The organism is Streptomyces sp. O3 (genome assembly GCF_054788135.1).
In genome coordinates, this window is the sequence record NZ_JBTVYK010000008.1 from 1 (window position 1) to 26428 (window position 26428).

The 26428-nt window shown below is 72.8% G+C and carries 20 protein-coding genes and 2 pseudogenes; 15 read left to right on the forward strand and 7 right to left on the reverse strand.

Annotated features, from left to right (window positions below; all coding sequences use genetic code 11):
• A pseudogene (locus ACX6XY_RS06275) lies at window positions 1-82 on the reverse strand (glycerophosphodiester phosphodiesterase); the annotation flags it as partial.
• Between the two features lie 158 nt (window positions 83-240).
• Here ACX6XY_RS06275 and ACX6XY_RS06280 point away from each other — a divergent pair.
• The 7 genes and pseudogenes from ACX6XY_RS06280 to ACX6XY_RS06310 all read left to right on the forward strand — a co-directional run bounded on the left by ACX6XY_RS06280 (window position 241) and on the right by ACX6XY_RS06310 (window position 9832).
• Entirely contained in the window at window positions 241-921 is a 681-nt protein-coding gene (locus tag ACX6XY_RS06280) for a class I SAM-dependent methyltransferase (protein ID WP_460327293.1), read from the forward strand.
• The gene (locus tag ACX6XY_RS06285; RefSeq protein WP_460327485.1) at window positions 918-5510 is read left to right on the forward strand and encodes an alpha-(1->3)-arabinofuranosyltransferase; all 4593 of its coding nucleotides are present in this window, start codon (window positions 918-920) and stop codon (window positions 5508-5510) included. The genes ACX6XY_RS06280 and ACX6XY_RS06285 overlap by 4 nt, the downstream gene beginning before the upstream one ends.
• A 76-nt stretch (window positions 5511-5586) precedes the next feature.
• Entirely contained in the window at window positions 5587-7077 is a 1491-nt protein-coding gene (locus ACX6XY_RS06290; protein ID WP_460327295.1) for a condensation protein, read from the forward strand.
• Window positions 7074-7805 (forward strand): class I SAM-dependent methyltransferase, encoded by a 732-nt coding sequence (locus ACX6XY_RS06295; RefSeq protein WP_460327296.1) that lies wholly within the window; start codon window positions 7074-7076, stop codon window positions 7803-7805. Before ACX6XY_RS06290 ends, ACX6XY_RS06295 begins: the two co-directional genes overlap by 4 nt.
• A 2-nt stretch (window positions 7806-7807) precedes the next feature.
• Complete coding sequence (locus tag ACX6XY_RS06300; protein ID WP_460327299.1) at window positions 7808-8728, forward strand: hypothetical protein; 921 nt, start codon at window positions 7808-7810, stop codon at window positions 8726-8728.
• Window positions 8718-8918: pseudogene (locus ACX6XY_RS06305) on the forward strand (Trm112 family protein); the annotation flags it as partial. The gene ACX6XY_RS06300 and the pseudogene ACX6XY_RS06305, both read left to right, overlap by 11 nt.
• Before the next feature lie 101 nt (window positions 8919-9019).
• Window positions 9020-9832 (forward strand): FkbM family methyltransferase, encoded by an 813-nt coding sequence (locus ACX6XY_RS06310; RefSeq protein WP_460327301.1) that lies wholly within the window; start codon window positions 9020-9022, stop codon window positions 9830-9832.
• Here the strand turns inward: ACX6XY_RS06310 and ACX6XY_RS06315 are convergent.
• On the reverse strand, window positions 9785-10129 hold the full coding sequence (locus ACX6XY_RS06315) for a MerR family transcriptional regulator (protein WP_460327303.1): 345 nt from the start codon (window positions 10127-10129) through the stop codon (window positions 9785-9787). The two genes, ACX6XY_RS06310 and ACX6XY_RS06315, sit on opposite strands and share 48 nt — an antisense overlap.
• A 122-nt stretch (window positions 10130-10251) precedes the next feature.
• On the opposite strand from ACX6XY_RS06315, the gene ACX6XY_RS06320 reads away from it, so the two are divergent.
• The 3 genes from ACX6XY_RS06320 to ACX6XY_RS06330 all read left to right on the forward strand — a co-directional run bounded on the left by ACX6XY_RS06320 (window position 10252) and on the right by ACX6XY_RS06330 (window position 13927).
• Window positions 10252-10881: a flavodoxin family protein gene (locus tag ACX6XY_RS06320; protein WP_460327306.1), complete on the forward strand. Its 630-nt coding sequence runs from the start codon at window positions 10252-10254 to the stop codon at window positions 10879-10881.
• A gap of 63 nt (window positions 10882-10944) precedes the next feature.
• The gene (locus tag ACX6XY_RS06325) at window positions 10945-12582 is read left to right on the forward strand and encodes an acyl-CoA synthetase (RefSeq protein ID WP_460327308.1); all 1638 of its coding nucleotides are present in this window, start codon (window positions 10945-10947) and stop codon (window positions 12580-12582) included.
• On the forward strand, window positions 12575-13927 hold the full coding sequence (locus ACX6XY_RS06330) for a carboxyl transferase domain-containing protein (protein ID WP_460327310.1): 1353 nt from the start codon (window positions 12575-12577) through the stop codon (window positions 13925-13927). The genes ACX6XY_RS06325 and ACX6XY_RS06330 overlap by 8 nt, the downstream gene beginning before the upstream one ends.
• 216 nt (window positions 13928-14143) lie before the next feature.
• Here ACX6XY_RS06330 and ACX6XY_RS06335 read toward each other — a convergent pair whose 3' ends face one another.
• Entirely contained in the window at window positions 14144-15397 is a 1254-nt protein-coding gene (locus tag ACX6XY_RS06335; protein WP_460327487.1) for an MFS transporter, read from the reverse strand.
• Window positions 15398-15698: 301 nt separating this feature from the next.
• Between ACX6XY_RS06335 and mreB the strand changes: the two genes are divergently transcribed.
• The 4 genes from mreB (at window position 15699) to ACX6XY_RS06355 (ending at window position 21069) form a co-directional block, all read left to right on the forward strand.
• Window positions 15699-16736 carry a rod shape-determining protein MreB gene (gene mreB / locus ACX6XY_RS06340; RefSeq protein WP_460327312.1) on the forward strand — a complete coding sequence of 346 codons (1038 nt, stop codon included), beginning with the start codon at window positions 15699-15701 and terminating at the stop codon, window positions 16734-16736.
• Window positions 16737-16944: 208 nt separating this feature from the next.
• Entirely contained in the window at window positions 16945-18516 is a 1572-nt protein-coding gene (locus ACX6XY_RS06345; RefSeq protein WP_460327489.1) for a GAF domain-containing protein, read from the forward strand.
• A gap of 140 nt (window positions 18517-18656) precedes the next feature.
• Window positions 18657-20342: a ribonuclease J gene (locus ACX6XY_RS06350; RefSeq protein WP_460327314.1), complete on the forward strand. Its 1686-nt coding sequence runs from the start codon at window positions 18657-18659 to the stop codon at window positions 20340-20342.
• A gap of 136 nt (window positions 20343-20478) precedes the next feature.
• The gene (locus tag ACX6XY_RS06355) at window positions 20479-21069 is read left to right on the forward strand and encodes an NAD(P)H-dependent oxidoreductase (RefSeq protein WP_460327317.1); all 591 of its coding nucleotides are present in this window, start codon (window positions 20479-20481) and stop codon (window positions 21067-21069) included.
• A gap of 320 nt (window positions 21070-21389) precedes the next feature.
• Here the strand turns inward: ACX6XY_RS06355 and ACX6XY_RS06360 are convergent, their stop codons facing one another.
• From ACX6XY_RS06360 to ACX6XY_RS06370, 3 genes are all read right to left on the reverse strand, one after another.
• Window positions 21390-21695: a hypothetical protein gene (locus ACX6XY_RS06360; RefSeq protein ID WP_460327319.1), complete on the reverse strand. Its 306-nt coding sequence runs from the start codon at window positions 21693-21695 to the stop codon at window positions 21390-21392.
• The gene (locus ACX6XY_RS06365; protein ID WP_460327320.1) at window positions 21695-22003 is read right to left on the reverse strand and encodes a hypothetical protein; all 309 of its coding nucleotides are present in this window, start codon (window positions 22001-22003) and stop codon (window positions 21695-21697) included. The genes ACX6XY_RS06360 and ACX6XY_RS06365 overlap by 1 nt, the downstream gene beginning before the upstream one ends.
• Window positions 22004-22107: 104 nt before the next feature.
• Window positions 22108-23337, reverse strand: coding sequence for a helix-turn-helix domain-containing protein (locus ACX6XY_RS06370; RefSeq protein WP_460327323.1), 1230 nt, complete (start codon window positions 23335-23337; stop codon window positions 22108-22110).
• Window positions 23338-23851: 514 nt separating this feature from the next.
• Here ACX6XY_RS06370 and ACX6XY_RS06375 point away from each other — a divergent pair.
• Window positions 23852-24577 (forward strand): response regulator, encoded by a 726-nt coding sequence (locus ACX6XY_RS06375; RefSeq protein ID WP_460327325.1) that lies wholly within the window; start codon window positions 23852-23854, stop codon window positions 24575-24577.
• 14 nt (window positions 24578-24591) lie between these two features.
• Here ACX6XY_RS06375 and ACX6XY_RS06380 read toward each other — a convergent pair whose 3' ends face one another.
• Window positions 24592-26334, reverse strand: a complete 1743-nt coding sequence (locus ACX6XY_RS06380; RefSeq protein ID WP_460327327.1) for a sensor histidine kinase — start codon at window positions 26332-26334, stop codon at window positions 24592-24594.
• Between the last annotated feature and the right edge of the window lie 94 nt (window positions 26335-26428).

Sequence of the window (26428 nt, forward strand, 5' to 3'; positions counted from 1 at the left end):
TGATCTCGGCCTGGAGCGGTGCCCGTACGGCGTCGAGCACCTCCTCGAAGACGGGGACGCGCGCGCCGCGGCCCCCGGCGAGCGGGCGCCGCGCGGCGGGCGTCCGCGACCGCGCCGGACGCCTCGCGGTCCCGGCCTCGGCCGACGAACACGGCCGCGCGGGCCCTTCGCCCCGGCCGGTTCTCCGGCCGCTTCAGGGACCCGTCGCTGCGCCGCTCCATCGCGCTGTTCCGCGCCTTCATGCAGGAGCAGCAGAACCCCGAGTACTGCTACTCGCTGCTCGCCCGAGACGCCGCCGACCAGGTCGAGCGCCATGAGCGTCTGAACGGCAAGGTCGTCGTCGACATCGGCGGCGGCGGCGGTTACTTCACCGAGGAGTTCCGCCGCCGCGGCGCGCAGTGCTACCTCTTCGAGCCGGACGAGCGGGAGATCAGCGTACGGGGCGCCGGCTCCGGCACCGCGGCCGTGCGGGCCGACGGCTATCTGCTGCCCCTCGCGGACGGCGTCGCCGACGTCGCCTTCTCCTCCAACGTCCTGGAGCACGTGGACGACCCGGCGACCTTCCTCAGCGAGATGGTGCGGGTCACCCGGCCCGGCGGGCTGATCTACGTCTCCTTCACCAACTGGTACTCGCCCTGGGGCGGCCACGAGTGGGCCCCTTGGCACTACCTCGGCGCCGACCGGGCGACAGCCCGCTACCGGCGGCGCACCGGCCGTCCCCCCAAGCACACACTCGGCGAGAACCTGCACGCCATCCACATCGGTCCCACCCTGCGACAGGTGCGGTCCCGCGACGACGTCACCGTCGTGTCGGCACGCTCCCGGTACTGGCCGTTCCTGGCCGCTGCCGTCACCAGAGTGCCGGGTCTTCGCGAGTTCGCGACCTGGAATCTCCTTCTCATTCTTCGGCGGTGTCCATGACCACGGTCCAGACGACCCCTCAGTTGCCACCCCAGGCACCTGTCCCGACGGGGGGTCCCGCGCAGGGGCCGCCCCCTGACGGGCCCCGGTCGCGGCGGTGGCTGCTGGGGTTCTGGGCCGTGGTGTTCGTGCTGTTCCTGGCCGTGTCGCCGGGGCGGATGACGTTCGAGACCAAGCTCGGGGTCGCGCTCGACCCCGGAAAGTTCCTCGGCCAGCTCGGCCAGCTCTGGCAGAACGAGGGCGGATTCGGCGGGCTCACCAACCAGTACATCGGCTACGCCTTCCCGTCGCTGCCGTTCTACTACCTGGCCGACCTGGTGCGGCTGCCGGTGTGGCTGGCGGAGCGGCTGTGGATGTCGCTGATCGTGGCGACCGCGTTCTGGGGCGCGATGCGGCTGGCCGAGCGGCTGAACATCGGCAGCTCGCCCGCCCGGCTGCTGGGCGCCGCGGCGTACGCGCTGTGGCCGACGTACAGCATCGTCATCGGCTCCACGTCGGCGGCCGCGCTGCCCGGCGCGGTGCTGCCGTGGGTGCTGCTGCCGCTCACCAACGACAAGGTGAGCGCGCGGGTCGCGGCGCTGCGCTCGGCCGCGCTGATCCCGTTCATGGGCGGCGTCAACGCGGCGTCGGTGCTGGCGTCGCTGCTGCCGGTCGCGCTGTATCTGCTGTCCCGGCCGAACGGCCCCCGCAAGCGCAAGCTGATCGTCTGGTGGGTGCCGGGCGTGCTGCTCGCCACCGCCTGGTGGGTCGTGCCGCTGCTGATCCAGGGCCTGTACGGCGAGAACTTCCTGCCGTACGTCGAGTCCGCGAAGACCACGACCGACACCATGTCGGCGACCGAGGCGCTGCGCGGCGCCGGTAACTGGGTGGCGTATCTGAACTTCGGCGAGGCCTGGCTGCCCGCGGGCTGGACCGTCGCCACCGCCGCCGTGGCCGTCCTGGGCTCGGCGCTGGCCGCGGCCTTCGGCCTGGCGGGCCTGGCCCGGCGCGATCTGCCGGAGCGCCGCTGGCTGGTGCTGACCGTCGCGACCGTCGCGCTGATCACGCTCGCCGGGTACGGCGGCACGTTCGGCGGGCTGTTCCACTCGGCGGTGCAGGGCTGGCTGGACGGCTGGCTGGTGCCGTTCCGCAACATCTACAAGTTCCAGACCGGGCTCGCCCTGGCGCTCGCGTTCGGGCTGATCCACCTGGTGGCCGTGGTCGCCGAGCGGCGCGGCGCCCGCCCGGTGCCGGGCCGCCGGTTCGTGCCCGCGGTCGCGGCGCTGCTGGTGATACCCGGCCTCGCGCTGCCGTACGTCAACGGGTCGATCCTCCAGCCGGGTTCCTTCAAGGAGCTGCCCGGACACTGGGAGGAGACCGCGGCCTGGTTGAAGAAGTACTCCCCCGACTCGCGTGCCCTGGTGGTCCCGGCCACCGCGCACGGCATCTACACCTGGGGCTCCCCGATCGATCAGCCGCTCGACGTGCTCGCCGACTCGCGCTGGGCGCAGCGCGACTACGTGCCGTTCGGCACTCCGGGCAACCGGCGCGCGATGGACGCCGTCGAGCAGGCGCTGCTGACCGGCTCCGCGGTGCCGGGACTCCAGGACTATCTGAGCCGCTCCGGGCTGCACTTCGTCGTCGTACGCAACGACCTCGACCCGGACCAGGTCGGCTACGTACCGACCGCGACCGTGAAGCGGACGCTGGAGGCGTCCGGGTACGAGCGGATCGAGGGCTTCGGCCCGGAGATGACCGGCGGCCGGATCGCGGACAAGACCCCGATCCAGGTGCAGGGCCTCTACCCGCGCCAGCAGGCGGTCGAGATCTACCGGCCGGGCGACCAGGCCCGCCGCCCCGGCCAGGTCGGGGTGCAGCCGGTCGCCGACACGGCCGTGGTCAGCGGCGGCCCGGAGGCACTGCTTCCGCTGTCCGCCGACCCGGCGATGCGGGACCGTCCGGCGGTGCTCACCGGCGACCACACGCCGGGCCTCGGGAAGCCTTCGCTGCTCGCCGTGGGCGACGGGATGCGGCGCGCCGACACCCGCTTCGGGCTGGTCAACTCCAACACCTCGTACACGTACACGAAGGACGAGAAGAACCACAGCGGGAGCGTGCAGAATCCGGGCGAGGAACCGCTGCAGATCCTGCCCAACGAGGGGGTGGAGCACCAGACGACGGCCGTCGTCGACGGCGCCGCGTCGGTGACCGCGTCCTCCAGCGGAAACTGGCTGTTCCACCTGCCGCAGTACGACCCGGTGAACGCCTTCGACGGCGACGGCGGCACCGCCTGGGCCGAAGGCAGCGCGGGCGAGCCCGAAGGCCAGTGGGTGCGGGTCGACTTCGACGAGAAGACGGACATCCCGGCCACCCTGTCGGTCGTCCCGCTGGCACAGGACCAGGTACGGGCCGCACCCACCAAGGTGCGCGTGCAGACCGACCGGAGCAAGAAGGGGGTCGTCAGCGATCTGCTGCCAGGCGGCACCCCGCAGGAGATCAAGGCCCCCGAGGGCGAGGCCTCCTGGCTGAAGCTCACCATCCTGGAGGTCGAGGAGGCACGGCCCGGACTGTCCGGCGCCGGGTTCGCCGAGATCACCGTCCCGGACGTCACGGTGAACCGGGTGCTGGAGCTGCCCAAGGACGCGGAGGGCGTCGAGGCCGAGTCGACGGTGTACTCGATGCACCGCGCCGCCGACCCCGGCGGCCTCGGCCCGAACGCCGCCGAGACGGGCCTGCACCGGCAGTTCACCACCAAGGACTCCGGCGAGGGCCCGGACGCGTACGCCTTCAAGGCGAGCGCCCTGCCGGTGCCGGGCTCCGAGCTGGACGAGCTGCTGTACGGCGTCGCGCCCGAGCAGGACAAGCGGCTCACGGTGACCGCCGACTCCACGGCCGGGCTCGGCCCGAACGTCTCGCCGCGCAACCTCACCGACGGCGACCTGACCACGGCGTGGATCGCCGGGGACAGCGCGGTGCTGCATCTGAGCTGGCCCGACAAGCAGCCGGTCGGCGAGATCGTGTTCGCCGCCGCCGGGGGCCTGTCGACCAAGCCGCGGAAGGTCGAGATCAGCTCCCCGGACGGGGCGGTCGTCGCGGGCGTCGACGAGAACGGCATCGCGCGGTTCGAGCCGATCACCACCGACCGCATGGACATCACGATCACCGAGTCCGCGCCGCTGACGCTGCACAACTCCCTCGCGGACGAGGAGCTGCAGCTGCCGGTGGGCCTCACCGAGGTGCACGTCCCGGCGCTGTCCGGAACCGAGCAGGACCACCGGACCCCGCAGCCCGACCCGGAGCGCCGCTTCGAGGTCGCGTGCGACGCGGGCCCGGAGGTCTCCATCGGCGGGACGACGTACCGCACCAGCGCCACGGGCACGGTGGCCGACCTCACGCAGCGCAGGCCCGTCGAGCTGACGCTGTGCACCGACCCGGAGAGCCGCACCGGGGACCCGGACGCCGAGGTCTCGCTGGACGCGGGCACCCACCTGGTGGCCGCGGTCGACGAGGGCCCGCTGATGATCACGGACATCACGCTGACGCGGGGCGCGGGCCTGGCGACCGCCTCCGACGCCACGTCCGGCGCCGCATCCGCCGACGCATCCGCCGACGCGGCCGCCGACCGTGACGTGAAGGTCCGCGACTGGGCGGGCGACCGCCGTACACTGACCGTCGGCGCGGGCGACGCCTCGTATCTGACGATGTACGAGAACGCCAACGACGGCTGGCGGGCCACCCTCAACGGCGAGGAGCTGATCTCGCTGCGGCTCGACGGCTGGCAGCAGGGCTGGCTGATCCCCGAGGGCGAGGGCGGCACGATCAAGCTGGAGTACCGGCCCGCCCAGGTGTACGAGGCGGCGCTGATCAGCGGCGGCGTCGCGGTGCTGCTCCTGCTCGGCCTGCTGCTGTACCGCCGGAACGAGGAGAACGCGGAGAACGCGGGGAACGCCGACGGGCCCGCGCCGACGCCGCCCGCTCCTGGGCTGGTCCTGGGCACCGTGGTGCTCACCGTCATCGGTGTGCTGATCTCCGGGCCGTTCGGGCTGCTGGTTCCGGCGCTCGCGGCGGTGGCCTGGTGGCGGCGCGCGCTGCTGGTGCCGATCGCGCTCGTGGCGATGACCGGGGCGGGTGTCGCCGCCGCGGTCGGCGCGGGTGAGGCGGTGTCCGAAGGCGCGGGCGCGTTCTCGCCGACGGCCCAGGTGCTGGCCCTGATCGCGCTGTTCGCGGCGCTGGTGACCGGGCGCGAGGAGACGCCCCGGACGCCCGACGAGGAGCGGCCCGCGCCGTCGGTGACCCCGGCGCCGGCCCCGGTGCCCGCCGGGTCCACACTGCCGCTCGGCCCGCACGCGCCGGGTACGACGTCGGCCGCGCCCGACGCGGGACCGGCGCCCGCACCGGCTGAGCCGGGCCCGCAGGTCCCGGCTCCGGCTCCGGCTCCGGACGACCCGGCGACCACGCAGTTCTCGCTGCGTAAGTCCGCCCCGGAGGAAGCCCCGTCCGGCGCGTCCGGCGCGTCCGCGGCGGACACCTCTCCGTCCGGTACCTCTCCGTCCGACGCTCCACCGTCCGAAGCCCCTCCCCGCGACCCGAGAGAAGGCAGCGACCAGTGAACCGTCCGGCCTCGGCCCCCGCCCCCCAGGACCGCGGGGGGCACGCACTCCCCGGTCACCTCCGGGAGGCGCGACGGTGACAGCCGTACAGCACTCGGCCCCGCGCCCTGGCACTCCGGTGCCCGGGGCGCGGGTGCCGTTTCCCGTGGTGGACGAGGTGACCCGGCACTGCCTCCAGGAGCGGGAGCCGGACACCGTGCACATCGAGGTCCACCTGCCGGGCCGCCCGGACCCGGCGCGCCTGCGCGAGGCGTTCAACGAGGCGCTGGCCCGGCATCCGCGCATCCTGATGCGCCAGGCGCCGGGCCGCTGGTACCACCGGCGCTACGAGTGGGAGCTGACGCCGGGCCCCGACGGCGAGACCGTGCACTTCCCGCCGCCGGGCCCGCACGCGCTCAAGGAGGCCCGCGAGCGCGCCCTGAGCCAGGCGCCGCCGCTGTCGGCGTCGCCGCCCGTCCGCCTGGAAGTGGTCGACAACCCCGACGACCCGGACGGCTGCGCGCTCATCCTGGTCAACAACCACACCGCCCTGGACGGCCCCGCCTGTATGCGGGTCCTGGCCACCGCCGCCGAGCTCTACGGCGGCCGGGACAACGCGCCCGCCGCGCCCCGGACCCGGCCGCCCCGCACCCCCAAGGCGGCCGACGGGGCGGCCGGGGACGCCGTGCCCATGCCCAGCGGCTGGGCCAGGCCCGCGCATATCGCCCCCGGCACACCCGAGGGCAAGCCGGGCAACGGCATGCTTCAGGCCGAACTCCCGGTGCCGCACCGCCCGAAAGGCGTCCCGTACACCGTCAACGACCAGCTGATGGTCGCCACCGCGCTGACCCTCGCGCACTGGAACCGCGAACACGGCCGCCCGGCCCGCCCGATGCGGATCACCATGCCCGTGGACGACCGCAGCCGGGGCACGGACATGCCCATCGGCAACGGCACCCGGCTGATGGAAGTCCCCTTCACCGCCGCCGAACTGGACCACGGCCAGAGCCGGGGCCGGGGCTGGAGCACCGAAGAGGTGTCGCCGGACCGCGTACGGGAGCTGCTGCGCCGCACCTGTGAGCGCACCCGCGCGCTCAAGGCGCTCAGCCGCCCGCAGCTCGGCCATGGCGCGACGCTGCTCACCGCGCCGGTGCTGCCCGTCGCCTGGCGGGCCGCGGTCACCCGCGGGCTGCGCGTGGCGGCGGGCCCGTGGATGTCGACGACGCTGCTCAGCAACATCGGCCGCATCCCGTACCCGCTGGACTTCGGCGACGCGGGCCGCGCCAAGGCGGTCTGGTTCTCCGCGCCCGCGCACGTGCCGCGCGGCCTGACGGTGACCACGGCGGCCACCGGCGGTCGGCTGCACCTCACCCTGCGCTGGTCCAAGCGGCTCCTCAGCCACGGCGACGGGGTCCGGCTGCGCGACCTGTTCGAGCGCTACCTCAACGCCACCGCGCTCCCGGACACCACCGAACCAGGCACCACCGAACCAGGCACCACCGAACCAGGCAGCACCGAACCAGGCACCACCGAACCAGGCACCACCGAACCGCACACCACTGGCCTTCCGGCCGAGGGGACGCCATGACCACCGCACCCCCCAAGAACGGACTGCGCGACTTCTACGAAGACCCGGCCGTCCCCGTGGCGTCCGGCGACGCCCGCAGCCTCCGCCAGGCCCGGATGCTCGCCCAGGCGCTCGGCCCGGCGGGTGCCACGCCCGCCACCGTCCTGGACGTCGGCTGCGGGGACGGCACCGCCGCCAGGACCGCCGCACCGCTGCTCGCGGGCCACCGGGTGATCGGCGTCGACTGGTCCCAGGACGCGCTGAAGCGCGCCCAGACCCATATGACCCATGTCGTGCGCGGCGAACTCACCGACGGCGGGCTGCCGTTGGCGGACGGCTCGGCGGACGCCGTGCTGTTCAGCGAGGTCATCGAGCATCTGGTCGACCCGGACAGCGCCCTGGACGAGCTGCGCCGCGTCCTGAAGCCCAGGGGCCATCTCATGCTGTCCACGCCGAACCTGGCCGCCTGGTACAACCGTGCCCTGCTCCTCGCCGGGGTGCAGCCGGTCTTCTCGGAGGTCAGCCTGCGCGGCATCCACGGCCGTCCGGGCACCGAGGTGGTGGGCCACCTGCGGCTCTACACCGCCCGCGCGCTGCGCGAGTTCCTCACCGCCTCGGGCTTCGAGGTGGTACGGGTCGCGGGCGCGCCCTTCCACGGTGTGCCGCGCCCGCTGCGCGCCCTGGACCGGTTGGCCTGCGCACGGCCAAGTGCCGCATCGATCCTGCTCGTTCACGCGCGAAGGACCTGACCGTGTGGTGGGGGGTAGCGGCCGCTCTGCTGGCGAACACGCTGTACAGCGTGGGCTTCGTCCTGGAGAAGCGGGCGCTGACCACGCTGCCCACGCTGTCGACACGGCGGCCCCTGGTGCTGCTGCGGCACGTGCTGCGCACCCCGCTGTGGCTCGGCGGGGCGCTGGCGCTGGCCGCCGGGTTCGGGGCCCAGCTCGCCGTGTTCCGCACACTGCCGATCGCGGCCGCGCAGGGCATCTCCGTATCCGGTCTGGTCCTGCTCGTCCTGCTGTCGTCGAGGCTGCTCGGCGAACAGACGTCGGGCCGCGAGAAATACGCGATCGCGGCGATCCTGGCCGCGCTGCTGATGGTCGTCCTCTCGCTGCGCGAGGACGCCGACGCGGTCAGCCAGTACGCGCCCACCGCGGTGATCCTGCTGATCTGCGTGCCGTCGCTGGCCGGGGGCCTGTGGCTGTACGCGGCCGCCGACCGCCGGGCCAGGAACCAGCGCCACCGGCTGCCGACCAGCGGGGTCGAGTACGGCGTCGCGCTGGGGCTCCTGTACGGGGTGAGCTCGCTCGCCATCAAGGGCGTGTCCAGCCACCTCCAGGCGTCCGACATCCCCGGCACGCTCCGCTCGGTGCTGGCTTCGCCGTACCCCTATCTGCTGATGTTCACCGGCGTGTTCGGGATGATCATGTCGCAGGCGGCGCTACAGCGCTCCCGCGCCTCGCTGATCGTGCCCGTCTGTACGACGGTCAGCGCCCTGTTCACCACCGCGCTCGGCACGTTCGCCTTCGACGAGGCGCTGCCCGACGACCCGCTGCGGCTCACGCTGCGCCTGGCGGGCACCGCCCTGGCCGTGTCGGTGCTGCTGGCGCTGCCCCGGCACGACTCCCAACCCGACCCACCCAGCAAGGAGCTGACCAGCCATGAATCCTGACGACCCACTGCTGAAGATCCTGGCCTGCCCGCTCGACAAGGGCACGCTGCACCTCCTCGCGCCGGAGAACATCCTCTACAACCCCCGGCTGCGCCGCCGTTACCCGATCGTCGACGGCGTTCCGCAGCTCCTGCCGTCGTCCGGCGAGCAGGTCGCCGACGACGAGCACGAGAGTCTGCTGAAGCGCGTCGGGACCGCCGAGGCCGGGGCCCTCGCGACCTCCGAAGCCGAAGCCGAAGCCGAACCCGAAGCCGGGACCACGGAAGCCGAGACCGCCGGGCCGGGCCTGTCATGACGATCGCCGCGCGTATCGCACCGCTCCTGCCGCCCCGGCTGATCGGCGCGGCGGCCGCCTTCCTGTATCCGCGCTTCGAGCCCGAACTGGCCCGGCTCGCCGACTACTGCCCGCGCGACTGCGGTACGGCGGTCGACGTCGGCGGCTGGTACGGGCCGTGGTCGCGCCGTCTGGCCCGGCGCGCCCGGCGGGTGATCACCGTCGAGCCGGTGCCGCGGCTCGCCCGTACGATCCGGGCCGCCGCCCCGTACAACCTCCAGGTGCTCCAGGCGGCCGCGTCGGACGAGCCGGGCACCGCGCAGCTGTGGCTGCCGCCGGGCGACCACGGCGAGCGCGGGGTCTCCTCGCTGGTGCGCCGGGACCTGCACGCCCGCGCCGTGGCCGTCCGCTGCGTCACGCTGGACGGGCTCGACCTGCGTGACGTCGACTTCATCAAGATCGACGTGGACGGCAACGAACTGCCCGTGCTGCGCGGCGCGGCGCGGCTGCTCGACCGGGACCGCCCGGCCCTGATCGTCGAGTTGGAGGCCCGCATCCAGCCGGTGGCCCCGGTGATCGAGCTGCTCGCCGAGCACGGCTACCGCGGCTGGGTGCTGCCCGCGGACCGCTGGATCCCGCTGGACGCCTTCGACCTGGAGTCCCACCAGGCCCGTACGGCGCATGTGGTGCGGTACGGGCTGCTCCGCAGGGTGCTCCCCTTCCCCGGCCCCCGCTACGTCAACTCGGTCCTCTTCCTCCCGGACGGCCGCCGCCCCAAAGGCTCAGGAGCCGGTCAGGTATCCGGCGAGGGTGCTGCGACGCCGTCGTAGGTCCTCGATCGCCTGATCCGTGACCGCCAGCTCCCGGTCCAGCACCGCCCGCAGGTCCGCGCACCAGTCGAACCCCGGCTGCTCGCCGCGGGTGCACGGCAGCACCCAGCGGATCAGCTCGGTGGACAGGCCCGCGTCCAGCAGGGCGCGCACCTTGCGCACGGCGACCAGCGCCTCGTCGTCGTACTCGCGGTATCCGTTCGGGCCGCGCTGGACCTCGAGCAGCCCCTGCTCCTCGTAGTAGCGCAGCAGCCGGGGACTGACTCCGGTACGCCGGGACAACTCACCGATCAGCATGTGCCGCACTGCTCCCTCTCGCGCACTCGCGCTCTTGACCTTGCCATCAATGTGAAGGGTTAACGTCGCCTGGCGAGCGGGCATTCCGCGAGCGATATCCACGATGACTACGAGAGTGAGCCATGACCTCTTCCGCCATACCCGCCGACGGCCGAGCCGCCGCCGACCGCTCCTTCCTCTTCGTCCTCGGCAGTTCCCGCCCCGACGGCAACACCGAGGCACTCGCCCGCGCGGCCGCCGAACAGCTGCCGACGGACGTGCCGCAGCGGTGGGTGAACCTGAACGAGCTGGCGCTGCCCGACTTCCAGGACGGACGGCACGAGACCGGCGCCCAGTTGGGCGGCGAGACCGAGGAGGAGCTGCGGCGGGCCACGCTGGCGGCCACCGACATCGTCATCGCCTCGCCCCTGTACTGGTACACGCTCTCCGCGCAGACCAAGCGCTACCTCGACTACTGGTCGGGCTGGCTCGCGGTGCCGGGGCTCGACTTCAAGAAGCGGATGGCGGGCCGCACCCTGTGGGGCGTGACGGCCATGGCGCACCGCGAGGAGGTCGTCGCCGACGCGCTGGCGACCACCCTGCACCACTCGGCCGCGTATCTGCGGATGCGCTTCGGCGGGGTGCTGCTCGGCAACGGCTCACGGCCGGGCCAGGTGCGCGACGACGAGCGGGCGATGATCCGCGCCAAGACCTTCTTCCAGCGTGACGCCCCGCTCGCCCGCTTCCCCTACGAGGAGGGGGCCGCTGACTGACAGGGCGGGACCGGGAGAATGGCGGGGCCCGCACGTCCGCATGAGTAGACGAGGAGTACGTCCTTGAGCACGCTCCCCCGCCCTCTGTTCCCGGCGCTCGCCACCGGCGGCGACCGGCGTGCGCTGCGCTTCGGCGCACGCGCGCTGAGCTATGCCGAACTCGCCGCCGCGGCCGGGGCGCTGGCCGCGGCGCTGCGCCCGGCGCGCCGGGTCGCCGTGTGGGCCACGCCCACGCTGGAGACCGCCGTCGGCGTGGTGGCCGCGCTGCTGGCCGGGGTGCCCGCCGTACCGCTGAACCCGAAGACCGGCGAGCGGGAGCTGGCGCACATCCTGGCCGACAGCGCGCCGACGACCGTACTGGCGGGCCCGGACGACGAACTGCCGGAGCAGCTCAGGGCGTTGGAGCGCCTGGATGTCAAGGTCACGGTCACGGCCGACGGGACCGGAGGCCACGGGGACGGCCGGGCCACCGCACGCCCCGCCGGATCCGCTGCCGAACTCCCCGCCGGGCCGGGCCCGGAGGCCCCCGCCCTCGTCGTCTACACCTCCGGCACCACCGGCCCGCCCAAGGGCGTCGTCCTGCCGCGCCGCGCCATCGCCGCGACCCTGGACGCGCTCGCGGACGCCTGGCGGTGGACGGCCGACGACGTCCTCGTGCACGGGCTGCCGCTGTTCCATGTGCACGGGCTGATCCTCGGCGTGCTGGGGCCGCTGCGGCGCGGCGGCGAGGTACGCCATCTGGGGCGGTTCAGCACCGACGGCGTGGCGCGGGAGCTGGCGGACGGCGGCACGATGCTGTTCGGCGTGCCGACCATGTACCACCGCATCGCCGAATCCCTCGACGGCGACGACAGCGGCGGTAGCGGGGGCGGCAGCGGCACCGCACTGGCCAAGGCGCTGTCCGGGGCGCGGCTGCTGGTCTCCGGGTCGGCGGCGCTGCCCGTACCCGACCACGAGCGGATCAGGGCCGCCACCGGGCGGCGCGTCATCGAGCGGTACGGCATGACCGAGACGCTCATGCTGTGTTCTTCCAGGGCCAGCGTGCGCGTGGACGGCGAGGCCCGCGCCGGGACCGTGGGGGTGCCGCTGCGCGGGGTCGAGCTGCGGCTGGTCGACGAGGCGGGCGACGCCCTCGCCGCCGGCCCCGAGGCCATCGGGGAGGTCCAGGTACGTGGCCCGAACCTGTTCACCGAGTATCTGAACCGGCCGGACGCGACCGCCGAGGCGTTCACCGCCGACGGCTGGTTCCGTACGGGCGACATGGCGGCCTTGGACCGGGACGGCTCGGTGCGCCTTGTGGGGCGCAAGGCCACCGACCTCATCAAGAGCGGCGGCTACAAGATCGGCGCGGGCGAGATCGAGAACGTACTCCTCGCGCACCCGGACGTACGGGAGGCCGCCGTGACCGGCGAGCCGGACCCCGACCTGGGCGAGCGGATCGTCGCGTGGATCGTCCCCGCGGATCCGGAACGCCCGCCCCAGGCCGAGGAGTTGGCCCGGCAGGTGGCCGCCCAGCTCGCCCCGCACAAGCGCCCCCGCGTGGTGCGGGTGCTCACCGCGCTGCCGCGCAACGACCTGGGCAAGGTCATGAAGCGGGAGCTGGACGGCTCCGCCGCCACGGACGGGACCGCCGCCACGGACGGGATCGCTGCCATGGACGGCACCGCCGCCACGGACGGGACCGGTGGTCTCGATGGCTGACCGTCAGACGGCCCGCGAGGCGATCGCCGAAGTCACCGACGCGTTCGCCGAGTTCCCGGCGCCGGAGCGCGCCGACGGCGTCCGCGAGGAGAACGGGCCGCTCGACTGGCCGGGCTACGGCGACGCGCGCGGCCGGGCCGGGGAGCGCACCGGCGAGCGGGAGTCCGTCGTCTGCGGCACGGCGGAACTCGCGGGCCGCTCCCTGGTGTTGATCTCGTTCGAGTTCGGCTTCCTCGGCGGCTCGCTCGGCGAGCGCACCGGCGACCGGCTGGAAGCGGCCTACACATACGCGCGCGAGCACCGGCTGCCCGTGGTCTCGCTGATCGCGACGGGCGGCAGCCGGATGCAGGAGGGCATGCGGGCGCTGGCCCAACTCCAGCGGGTCGCCCGGCAGTCGGCGCTGAACCGGGCGGCCGGTCTGCCGCAGATCGCCGTACTGCGCGACCCGGCCACCGGGGGCGGCTGGGCCACGCTGGGCGCCGGGGCCGACACCGTACTCGCGCTGCGCGGCGCGCAGGTCGGCTTCGCGGGCTCCCGCGTCCGCCCGGCCGACGCCGACCCAGAGGCGTACACCGCCGGGGCCCAGTACGCGGCGGGCCACGTCGACGCCGTCGTACGGCAGGAGGAGCTGCGCGCGGCCCTGGCCCTGCGGCTGACGCTGCTCGCGTCGGGCGCGGCGCCGGGCGTCGTGCCCGCGCCAGCGGAGCCGCCCGCCGCGCTCGGCCGCGCGGATCTGCCCGCCACGGGCTGGGAGGCGGTGCTGCGGGCCCGCGCCCCCGAGCGCCCGCGCGCCGGGGCCTATCTGGACGCGTACTTCACCGAGCGCGCCGCCGTCCAGGGCGACCGCTGCGGCGGGGTCGATCCGGGGATGCTGTGCGGCTTCGGGCGGCGCGACGGCCGGACGGTCGCGTACGCGGCGCAGACCGGCGCCGCGACCAGGCCCGCGGGTTACCGCACCGCGGCCCGGCTGGTCCGGCTCGCGGAGCGGCTGCGCATCCCGGTGCTGACCCTGGTCGACACGCCCGGCGCGGCGAACGACGCGGAGGCGGAGCGGGCGGGCGCGGGCGCGGCGATCGCCGACCTGTTCGCGGCGGTCGCCGACTGCTCGGTGCCGGTGACCACGCTGGTCATCGGCGAGGGCGGCTCCGGCGGCGCGCTGGCGCTCGCGGCGCCCGGCAACACCTGGGCGACGCCGGACAGCTACTTCTCCGTCATCGCCCCGGAGCTCGCGGCGGCCATCCTCAAGCGCGACGCGTCCCAGATCCAGGCGACGGCCGACGACCTTCGCCCGCGTCCCCAGGACCTGGTCGAGCTCGGCGTCGTACGCGGCCTGGTGACCCCGTGACCTGACCCCGCCCCGCACGCTCACGCGCACCCGCACCCGCACCCGCACCCGCACCCGCACGCGGACACCGTCTTCCGGGGGCTGAGACCAAGCCCCCGGAAGGGCCGCGTCCGTTGCGCGGGGCGGGCGCGCCCGCCCGTGCCTTCGCGCGCCTGAGGCCGGGACCGCGCGCGATCGGGACCGCGCGCCCAGGGCCGCCGCCCGCCGCCCCGGTGCTCAGGCCTCCGGGGAGCGTGCGTCGTATCTGGCGAAGTTGCGCCACCGCAGGGCCAGCAGGCCCACCGCGACCACGCACGCCACGCCGCCGCCCACCACCGTCACCCGCGGCGAGGTCAGGTCGGCCACGGATCCGGCCAGGAAGTCGCCGAGCCGCGGGCCGCCCGCGACGACCACGATGAAGACGCCCTGAAGCCGCCCGCGCATCTCGTCCGGGGTCGCCGCCTGCAGCATCGTCGAGCGGAACACCATCGAAACGGTGTCCGCGCACCCCGCGACCGCTAGGAAGAACAACCCGAGCCACAGATTCCGGGTGAGCCCGAAGACCGCGATCGCGGCGCCCCACCCGGCGACCGCGATCAGGATCGCCAGACCGTGCCGCTGGACGCGGCCGAGCCACCCGGAGAACACCCCGCCGAGCAGAGCCCCCATCGCGGGGGCCGCGACCAGCAGGCCGGTCGTCTTCGCGTCGCCGCCGAACCAGACGACGGCGATCGCGGGGAACAGCGCGCGCGGGTGGGCGAGCACCATGGCGCACATGTCCGTGAAGAAGGTCATCCGGATGTTCGGCCGGGTGGCCAGGAAGCGCAGCCCGTCCAGGACCGACGCCCGCCCCGCCGGAGCCCCCTCGGCGCGCTGCGGCAGCATCGAGGGCAGCCGCCACATCGCGTACAGCGCGGCGGTGAAGGCGACCGCGTCGATCAGGTACGCGGCCTGGTAGCCCCAGTAGCCGACGACGAGCCCGCCGAGCATCGGCCCCAGCATCGCGCCGGACGTGGTGGTCACGGTGTGCAGCGCGTTCGCCGCGGGCAGCTGTTCGGGCGGCAGCAGCCGGGGGACCATCGAGGTCCTGGCCGGGGAGTTGAGGGCGCCGCACATCGCCTGGAGGGCCACGATCGTGTAGAGCAGCCACACCCGGTGGAACCCGGCGAACGCCGCGCCCGCCAGCAGCACCGAGAGCGCGCAGAGCCCCGCCGAGCTGGCCAGACCCAGCTTCCGGCGGTCCACACTGTCGGCGATGGCGCCGCCGTACAGCCCGAACACGACCAGCGGCACCAGTGCGCACAGGCCGACGAGGCCGACGGAGAAGCTGGACCCGGTGATGTCGTACACCTGGAGGGAGACCGCGAGCGCGGTCATCGCCTGGCCGAGCCAGGAGACGGTGTGGCCGATCCACAGCCGCCGGTAGTCGAGCGAGGTGCGCAGCGGGGTCAGGTCGGCCAGGACGCGCGGCTTCCTGCCCGACCCCGATATGACCGGGGTGTCGGCGGTATCAGCGGAGTCGGCGGCGTCAGTGGCATCGGTGGCGGTGTCAGCGGCGGTGGCAGCGGCCTCCGACGCCCTGTCAGGACCGTTTCCCGAAGTCGTTCCAGTCACACGGGATCGTAACAGCGCGTCCGGCAGGGCCGGCGGGGTGCCGCCGCATCGGACCACCCGTGCGGCGGCACCCCGCCCGGCACACTCCAGCGCGCGCATCGCACGCCGCGCGCGCACGATGGCAAGAGGGCCGCCGCCCGGCGGCTCCGCACGGTCTGCGCTCTCGGGAGGATCTGCCATGACCGCCAGCATCGATCAGCTGCGTCGCTGCCATCTCGCCGTCGACCTGGGGGCCGCCAGGACTCGGGTGTTCGTGAAGGGCGCGGGCCTGGTCGTCGACGAGCCGAGCGTCGCCGCGGTCAACACCCGTACCGGCGCCCTGATCGCGGTCGGCGAGTTCGCCGAGAAGATGACCGGCCGCACCCCCGCCTACATCCGCGTCGTACGGCCGGTGTCCGGCGGCACCGTGATCGACATCGAGATGGCCCAGCGCATGCTGCGGCACCTGATCGGCGAGAAGCTCCGCCGTACGCTGCGCCGCAAGCCACGGCTGAGAGCCGCCGCCTGTGTCCCGCACGACGCCGATCCGCTCGCGCAGCGGGCCACGTCCGAGACCCTGATCGGCCTGGGCGCGCACCGCGTCGAGCTGGTGGACACGCTGATCGCGGCGGCGGTCGGCTGCGGGCTGCCGGTGGAGCGGCCGGAAGCCACGATGATCATCGTGTGCGGCGCGGCGACCACGCAGGTGGCGGTGCTCTCGATGGGGGCGATCGTGACAGCCGACCGGATCCCGGTGGGCGGCGACGCGATCGACCACGCCGTGGTGCAGCATCTGCGCCAGCACCACGAGCTGATGCTGCCCAGCCAGTCGGTACGGCCGCTGCAACTCGCGCTCAGCGGCAACGGGCTGACCCCGCAGGGCCCCGAGTCCACGGAGATCCACGGCCGGGACGTCGCCACCGGCCTGGCCCGCTCGGTGCAGGTGCGCACGGCCGCCGTACGGGAGGCCATCCACACCCCGCTGACGGCGGTGCTCGACGGCATCGGCCGGGTGCTGCGGGACTGCCCGCCCGACCTGGTGGCGGACCTGGTCGACCGGGGGATCATGATGGTCGGCGGCAGCGCGCGGCTTCCGGGGCTCGACCAGATGCTGCGCAAGGCCACCGGGATGCCGGTGCACATCGCGGAGCGGCCCGACGTCTGCTCCGTACTGGGGCTCGGCGCGATGCTGGAGGGCCGGATCGAGCCGATGCATCTGGACCCGCTGGCCGACTGATGGCCGCGGGACCGCCCGGCGGCGACCGGGAACCCACGTGACGCCGGACGACGACACCGGCACCCGGCCACCGCCCGCGGGGCGGGAGGAACGACCGGAGCCGGAAGGACCACCGAGGCAGGAGGGGCCGGAGGGGCCGGAGGGGCGGTGCGGGCCAAAGAAGCCGTCGGGGCCGGAGGGAACGTACGGGCCGCCGCTGCTGGACGCGGTGCTCGGCGTCGGCACGGACCTCGAACTGCGGGCCACGCTGCGGCACGTGGTGAACGCCGCGACGGAGCTGACGGACGCGTCGTACGGCGCGCTGGGCGTCATCGACCCGGACGACCAGGCCGGGAGCCACCGGCTCACCGACCTGCTCACCTCGGGCGCGGACGAGGCGGCCCGCACCCGCGTCGGCCGCCTGCCGTGCGCAGACACAGGGGTGATCGGCGCGCTGGTCAACGACCCGAAGCCCCTGCGCATCGCCGACCTGACCGCCGACGCGCGCTCCTGCCCAGTCCCCGACGGCCACCCCGAGACGCACAGCTTCCTCGGGGTCCCGGTCCTGGTCCGCTCCGAGGTCTTCGGAGTCCTCTATCTGACCGAGAAGCGCGGCGGGCCCTTCACCGCCGACGACGAGCGGCTGGTACGAGTGCTGGCCGCGCAGGCGGGCATCGCGATCGGCAACGCCCTGCTGTACGAGACGGCCCGGCAGCGGCAGCGGTGGATCGCCGGAACGGCGGCCGTCACCACGGCCCTGCTCTCCGGCGGATCCGGCACGTCCGCTCAGTCAGGCCCATCAAGCGAACCGGGTGAATCAGGTGAATCAGGTGAATCGGACCCATCCGACCCGCTGACGGTGGTCGCCGAAGAGGCGAGAAAGCTCGCGGACGCCAGCGCCGGGGTGATCCTGCAGCCCACGCCGGACGGCGGGATGGAGATCGTCACCGCCTCCACGCACGACGATCCGGGCGCCCTGGTCGGCACCGCCATCGCCCCCGGCAGCCCGGTGCTCAAACAGCTGCTCGGCGGCGAACCGGTGTTCGTGGACGACTCGGCGACCGACCCCCGGATGACGACGCCGGTACGGTCGCGGTTCGGCCCGAGCATGCTGCTGCCGCTGCAGAGCGGGGGCCGCCTGATCGGCACCCTGGCCCTGCCCCGTACCCGTGGCGCCCGCCGCTACACGGCCGTGGAGCGCCTGCTGGCCGGGCAGTTCGCCGCGCAGGCGGCGCTCGCGCTCGTCCTGGCGGACAGCCGCGAGAGCCGCCAGCGGCTCGCGGTGCTCGAGGACCGCGACCGTATCGCCCGCGATCTGCACGACCTGGTCATCCAGCGCCTGTTCGCCACCGGCATGATGCTGGAGTCCACCCGGCGCAGGGCCGAGGACCCGGAGGTGGCGGGGGCCATCGGCACGGCGGTCGACGAGCTGGAGTCCACGGTCCAGGAGGTACGCACCACGATCTTCGCCCTGCAACAGCAGCCCGCCGAGGCCCCGGCCAGCCTCCGCTGCAAGGTCCTGCGCGAAGCGGCCACCGCGGCGTCGGCAACGGGCCTGACACCGTCCACGCACTTCACCGGCCCGGTGGACACCCGCGTCAGCGGCCGCACCGCGGACCGTCTCCTGGCCGCACTGCGCAAGGCGCTCGCCGCCGAGGCCGCGCGACGCCCGCCGGTCTCCGGGATCGAGATCACGGTCGACGCGACCGTCACCCTCGGCGACGGGCGCGCCGGAGTCCGCCTGACGGTGACCGCTGACGGCGGCACGGACGACACCATCACCTGGCAGGCACCCCTATGACACCCACGACACGCACAGCACCCACGACACCCACGACACCCACGACACCCACGACACCCACGACACCCACGACACCCACGACACCCAGAGCTTCGCACCCGCAACGTGTCACCCTCGAGCCCCTCCGGTAGCGTCACGGTATGAGTCATCCGCATCCAGAGCTGAAAGCCGCCCCTCCCCTGCCCGAAGGAGGCCTGCGGGTGGTCGCCCTCGGCGGCCTCGGGGAGATCGGCCGCAACATGACCGTGTTCGAGTACGACGGCAAGCTGCTGATCGTCGACTGCGGGGTGCTGTTCCCCGAGGAGCACCAGCCGGGCGTCGACGTGATCCTGCCGGACTTCACCTCGATCCGGGACCGTCTCGACGACGTCGTCGCGATCGTCCTGACCCACGGTCACGAGGACCACATCGGCGGTGTGCCGTATCTCCTGCGCGAGCGGCGGGACATCCCAGTCGTCGCGTCGAAGCTGACGCTGGCGTTCCTGGAGGCCAAGCTCAAGGAGCACGGCATCAAACCGCGTACGGTCCGGGTGCGCGAGGGCGACCGGCGCGGGTTCGGCCCCTTCGACTGCGAGTTCGTCGCGGTCAACCACTCCATCCCGGACGGCCTCGCCGTGGCGCTGCGTACCGGCGCCGGGATGGTGCTGCATACGGGCGACTTCAAGATGGACCAGTTCCCGCTGGACGAGCGCATCACGGATCTGCGCGCGTTCGCCCGGCTCGGCGAGGAGGGCGTCGACCTCTTCCTGACCGACTCCACCAACGCCGAGGTGCCCGGCTTCACCACCTCCGAGGTGGATCTGAACCCGGCGATCCAGGAGGTGATGCGCACCGCTCCCCGCCGGGTCATCGTGTCCAGCTTCGCCAGCCATGTGCACCGTATCCAGCAGGTGCTCGACGCGGCGCACGAGCACGGCCGCAAGGTCGCCTTCGTAGGCCGCTCGATGGTCCGCAACATGGGCATCGCCCGCGAGCTCGGCTATCTGAAGGTGCCTTCGGGTCTGATCGTCAGCCTCAAGGAACTGGAGAAGCTGCCCGACCACAAGATCACCCTGGTCTGCACCGGGTCGCAGGGCGAGCCGATGGCCGCGCTGTCCCGGATGGCCAACCGGGACCACATGATCCGTATCGGCAAGGGCGACACCGTCCTGATGGCCAGCTCCCTGATCCCCGGCAACGAGACGGCCATCTACCGGGTGATCAACGGCCTGACCCGCTGGGGCGCGAACGTCGTCCACAAGGGCAACGCCAAGGTGCACGTCTCCGGCCACGCCAGCGCGGGCGAGCTCGTCTACTGCTACAACATCGTCAAGCCGCGCAACGTGATGCCGGTGCACGGCGAGTGGAAGCACCTGAAGGCCAACGCCGACCTGGCGGTCAAGACCGGGGTCGACCCGGACCGCGTGGTCATCGCGGAGGACGGCGTGGTGGTCGACCTGGTCGACGGCCGGGCGTCCATCACCGGCAAGGTGCCCGCGGGCAACGTGTACGTGGACGGGATGACGGTCGGCGGCGCCACCGAGGCATCCCTCAAGGACCGGCTCACCCTGGCCGAGGAGGGCGTCGTCACGGTCGTCGCGATCGTGGACGCCGACACCGGGGCGCTGGCCGAGGCCCCGGACTTCCTGGCCCGCGGCTTCGTCCACGACGACGCCACCTTCGAGCCGGTCATCCCGGTGATCGAGAAGACCCTCGCGGCCGCGGCCGAGGAGGGCGTCGGCGACGCACACCAGCTGGAGCAGCTGATCGCCCGCGCGGTGGCGAACTGGGCCTTCCGCACCCACCGCCGCAAGCCGCTGATCATCCCGGTGATCATCGACGCCTGACGGCCTGACGGCCTGACGGGACGGGGCGGGGCAGTCCGGGCGGGAGGCCGGGGTACGGCGGCCGGACGACCGCCGTACCCCGCCCCGCCCACACCCACCGAAGACACCACTTGACATCGATGACGGGGGACATTCCATGCGCATAGGGGTCTACCTGGCACACCCGCGGCCGGGCAGCTTCAACCACGCCGTTTTCGACACCGTCCGGGAAGAACTGCGCGACCGGGGCTGCGACGTCCTCGCCCACGACCTCTGCGCCGAGGGATTCGCCCCCGTACTGTCGGCCGACGAGACGGAGACCGTATCGGCGACCGCCAGCCACGACGCCGGAGTAGAACAACACCGGGCCGAAGTAGCCACCCTCGACGCACTGGTGTTCATCCACCCGAACTGGTGGGGCATGCCACCCGCCATCCTCACCGGCTGGATACAACGTGTACTCACACCAGGCGTCGCCTACAAACTCGGCACCGCGGACGGCGAGCCCACCGGCCTGCTCAAGGCCACCCGCGCACTCATCCTGAACACCTCCGACACACCCGCCCCACGCGAGCACACCGAGTTCGGCGACCCACTGGCCCGCATCTGGACCGCCTGCGTCCTGCCGTACACCGGCGTCACCGACATCCGCCGCACCGTATTCCGCACCGTCTCCGACTCCCCCGAAGAAACCCGAGCCGCCTGGCTGCACCAAGCCCGCCAACAGGTCGCCGCGCTACTGACCTGACGCCAAACCGACCGCCCCACAGGCGCACGGTCGCCTCACCAAGCGAAGCAACCATAGGATCACCGCCGACGACGACAGTGACCCACTGTCCGCGGTCACGAGTGGGCACGGTGACCGCGTGCCCTCCGTTCACCGTGCGCCTCCGTTGATCGGTCCGTGGCACGGGCACGGGCAGCGGTGCACCAGCAGCACGCCCGTGCCGTGGGGCATGGGCACGTCTTCGGTCTGGCGGCACTCGCTGTGCAGGCCCGTGTACTCCGGGCGCTGCGCGACCTTGCACTCCGCTGAGAACCACGTCGTATCCGTGGCCTTCGGGGCGTTCACCGGTCACCCCCGGCGTAGCGGGCGATGGGCAGGCGTTCGGCGCAGGCGGGGCAGGCGTACAGGGTGTAGCCGGGCCCGGAGTTCTGGTGCACCACGTCGACCACGACCGGGTCGTCGGTCACCCGGTCGCACCGTACGCAGAACTGCGGCACCGACCGCCGCACAACAGCAGGGGCGACGCTGCTGCCCGCGCACGCCTGACACAGCAACCAGTGACGCGTCTGCCCGCCGGTCTCACCGGTGACGGTCGCGTGCGGCCCCTCGGCGCTGCCGCACCCGCCGCAGCACGATGCGGTGCCCATCAGGCCACCCCCGCCGAGTGCAGAACCCGCGTGTCGAGATCAATCCCGTAGTCAGCCGCAAGCACCAGGGCCAGACGCCGACGCCAACGCCAACGCCGTTGCAGCGCACGCGTGGTGGTGCCCAGTACCGCAAGGAGCGAGGCGAGCAGCGACTCAGCGTCGGCGCATGACAGGGCGAGATCGCCGTCGGCGCGATGCTCGTCGACGGCGTACAGGGCCAGTGAAACGCGCCTTCCTCCCGTGATGCTGTCGCTGGTGGGCTGCTCATGATGACGAGTCGAGGCGTGCAATCGGGTGCCCGGATTCATGCGTGACCTCGTTCGGTAGACGCGAAGTTGGGTGCGTCACCGTAAGGGCCCGCGCAACAGAGAAGGGGGACAGTCCGTCCCCCTATCCCGGCCTGTCCCCCTGGTCAGTGGGTGGCTACGCCAACGGCCTCTGCCAGGCGACCCGCGTCCTTGCGCATGGCACGTGGTGCCGAGCGCCACAGATCAGCGGCGACGACGCGGGCCGACGGGGTGTAGGTCACGGTCTCGGCACCGATCTGATGGGCCATCTGCATGACGTGCAGAGCCGCGGTCCGGTCGCCGCGCTGAAGATGTCCGCGGGCCACCTCAACCCACAAGCGGGCGCGACGCTCACGGGAGGGCATGACGTCAGGGTCAAGGTCGTCGGCGAGTCCGAGGGCCTTCTGCGCCTTGCGAAGATCGGTCGCGATGCTGACGGCGTGAAAGTCGACGTTGGCCCGGCCGAACACCGTGGACAGGTGGACGTACGAGCCTGGAAGCGATTTGGCGACCTGGTCGCCCTTGTCCCAGTACCGCCACGCGTCGCCCTCGCGACCTTCGCGCGCGACAGTGACGGCGGCGTGGAGTTGGAGTGCGCCGTAGACGCCGCGCCAGTCGTCGGGGCCGCCATCAAGGTGGGGCCGGATGAGATCAGCGGCTTCGGTGACGACGCGCAGTGCCTCTTCCGGGTAGCTGGTCTCGCGCAGGATGTTGCCCATGTTCCATGCGGCAGCGGCTATGGCCGCGGGCTGGTCGGCGTCCTGCGCCGCGGAAAGGGCACGGTCGGCGACGACCCACGCCAGTTCGGCGGGGGCGACGTACGCGGTGGCCTGGCCGGTGAGTCGGTAGACGTCAGACAGCGCAACCAGCGCGGCGCGGCGCTGATCGTTGTCCAGAGTCCGTACGGCGGTTTCGCCGTCGCGGATGAGTCCGGGCAGCAGCGCCCCCACTTCCGTCCGATTGTAGTCGGAGGTGTGCCACAGACGCCATGTCTGGTCGACGCGGCCTTGCAGGACCGCTGGTTCAGTGGGGCCCGTGGTCGGCGCGGCCAGACTGCGGTTCATGACCGCCGTCCAGATCTCGGGCATGGCGGGGTGGTTCAGCCTGCCGAGCGGGACTGACTGCCCCATGCCCTCGGCCGTTCCGGTGATGGCGGACAGGTCGGAGACTTGGAGCGCGACACCGAGGCGCAACAGCAGTGTGTGGGAACGAAGTTCACGTTCGCCTGTCTCGATCTTCTTGAGCCAGTCCGGCCCGCGCCCGCAGAGATGGGCCAGGGTTGGGCGAGTCATGCCACGCGACTCCCGCAGGACCCTGATGCGTTCACCGGTGCTGAGCTCGTCTGGCAGATCCATGCGTGCCCCCTGGTGGCGTAGCCGTCCTGGCCAGCGTAGGCGCAAGGCACGGGTCATGGGCAGGGTCGCGACTCAGCGCCCGTGGCAGCGCCTGGCAGGCGGGAACCGAGTGGGCCTCCAGAGGGACCGTTCGGCCCCTTCGTGAAGCGGCGGTCCGGAGCAGACTGGTGGCAGACTCCGACGAGGAGGCCTCGAATGACCGTCCGCGCTGGAACGATCGCGTTCGTCGTACGGGTCGTACGGGTGCCCGGCAGGCGGCCCGCGGTCATCGATCACGCCGGAGTGGGTGAGCGGGTGGGCTGGTCGGCTGTTCGTGGGTGTACGCCCCACACGGCGGCGGTCGGTAACCCGTGCCCCGCTCGCCTCAGGAGGACCCGACGTCCGGATCGCCCTCGGCGAGACCGGTGCCGAGGCGGCCTGAGCCGCCCCTGCCGTCATGTGCGCGACTGGGGCCGCCGTAGACAATGGAAGCACGGGCAGGGCGGATAGCCCTGCCGACGACCGGGGGTCTGGCATGACCGAGGAACCTGCGGCAATCACCCGAGTCTTCCTCGTGGACGATCACGAGGTCGTACGGCGGGGCATCCGCGACCTGATCGGCGACGAATCCGACATGGAGGTGGTCGGGGAGGCGTCGACCGCCGAGCAGGCCCTGGCGCGCGGTCCCGCGCTCCGGCCGGACGTCGCCGTCCTCGACGTACGGCTGCCCGACGGGGACGGCATCTCCGTATGCCGCGAGCTGCGCTCCCGGATGCCCGCACTCGCCTGTCTCATGCTGACCTCATTCGACGACGAGGACGCCCTCGTCGACGCGATCATGGCCGGGGCCGCCGGGTACGTCCTCAAACAGATCAAGGGGTCCGATCTGGTCGCCGCGGTACGCACCGTGGCTACCGGAGCGTCGATGCTGGACCCGGCCACCACCGCCAGGCTCATGCGCACCCTGCGCGATCCTCAAGCCGGGAAGCCGCCGGAGGACGAACGCCTGGCGGCGCTCACAGAGCGCGAGCGCGCGGTGATCGACCTGATCGGCGAGGGGCTGACCAATCAGGAGATCGCCCACCGTCTGTACCTGTCGGAGAAGACGGTCAAGAACCACATCTCACGGCTCTTGGGCAAGCTCGGCGTCGCCCGCCGGGTGCAGGCCGCGGTGATCGTCGCCCAGGCGCACGAGCAGGTTCACGGGCAAGCGCACGGGCAGGCGCATGACCGTCGTGGGCATGGCGCACCGCCCAACTGAGTCTGCCCAGGAGGTCAGCGCAGCGGGACCCGCCACTCCAGCCGGGTGCCGGACGGTTCGCGCCGCGCCAGCGACAGCTCGCCGCCGAGGCGTTCGGCGCGTTCGGCGAGGTTCTTCAGGCCGCTGCGCCTGCCGCCTTCGGGGATGCCGACGCCGTCGTCGTCCACGGTCAGGGTCAGGACTCCCTCGGCGGAGACGACGACGGCGACGTCCACGTGGCGCGCCCGCGCGTGGCGGGCCACGTTCGTGAGTGCTTCTCCGATGACCGCGATCACCTCGTCCGCGGTCTCCGCTGGCACGTCGGTGTCGACGAGGCCTTCCATCCGCAGCGCGGGGGCGAATCCGAGGGCCGCCGCCGCCTCGTCGACGGCGTGGACGGCCCGGATCCGTAGCCGCTGCGGCAGGTCGAAGGCGTCGCGCTCCCGCAGGCCGAAGATGGTAGACCGGATGATCTTGATGGTGGCGTCCAGGTCGTCGACGGCACGGGCGAGCCGCTCGGAGGCTTTCGGATGCTCGATGAAGCGCTGCGCGCTCTGAATGGTCATTCCCGTGGCGAAGAGCCGCTGAATCGCCAGATCGTGCAGGTCACGGGCGATCCGATCGCGGTCCTCCAGGAGGGTCACCTGCTCGGCGTCGCGACGACGGTCGGCGAGTTCGAGCGCCAGGGCCGTCTGTCCGGCGAATCCGGGCAGCGGAGTGGTCTCGGCCGAGGAGAACAGCGGACGGTCCCGAGTCCTGGCGAGCATCAGCACGCCGCTCAGGCGTTCCTTCGTTCCGAGAGTGACGGCGACGGCCGGGCCGAAGCCCTTCCAGCGTTCCGGCTGCACGGTCACCCGTTCATCGTGCTCCACGTCCGCGACCACGACCAGGCCGTCGGCGGCGAGGGCCGCCGCCACCAGGGTGCCCTCACTGCTCGGCAGCACGAACCCGCGGTGAACGTCGGCGTTCGTGCCCAGCGCGATGGATCCCCGCAGCTCGCCCTGCTCGCCCACGAAGTAGAAGACACCCATGTCCGCGCCGGTGATGTCGACGGCCTGCTGCAACATCCCCTCAAGGACATGGGATTCCTCGTCGCCCGAGAGCAGGGCGCTGGTGAAGTCGGCGCTCGCGGCCAGCCACCGCTGGCGCAGGCGTGCCTCGGAGAAGAGTCGGGCGTTCTCGACGGCGACTCCGGCCGCGGCGGCGAGAGTCTGGACGACGGCCTGGTCCTCCTCGTCGAAATGGGCGCCACCGTGCTTCTCCGTGAGGTAGAGGTTGCCGAACGCCTCGTCGCCGACCCGGATGGGCACGCCGAGGAAGGAGTGCATCGGCGGGTGGTGGGGCGGGAATCCGTACGAGGCGGGGTGGTGCGACAACTCGTCAAGCCGAAGCGGCTCGGGGTGGCGGATCAGCTCGCCGAGCAGCCCGTGGCCGACGGGAAGGCTGCCGATGCGCTTCCGCGTCTCGTCGTCGACCCCGACGGGCACGAACTCGACGAGCTTGCGGTCGTCGCCGATCACGCCGAGCGCACCGTACTCCGCGTCCACGAGCGACACCGCGGCCTCGACGATGCCCTGCAGCACCTGCGGCAGGTCGAGCCTCCGCCCGACCGACATCACCGCCTCCAGCAGCCCCAGGAGGCGGTCTCGGGTGCCCTGTATCTCTCCGATCCGGGACTGGAGCTCGTCGAGTCGTTCGTCCATCCGCAGCCGGGGCATTCCCGGCCGCGGCGTGTCGTGAGGGGTCGCGCCCATGACGGCCTCCGGTCTCTCGAGCATGCGAGGGCACCGTTCTCACAGTATGCCGAGCCCTCGAGGGAGTCACCTCGGCGCGGGTGTGGTAGCGGCCGTTCTCACCGGGCCCGACGGCCGC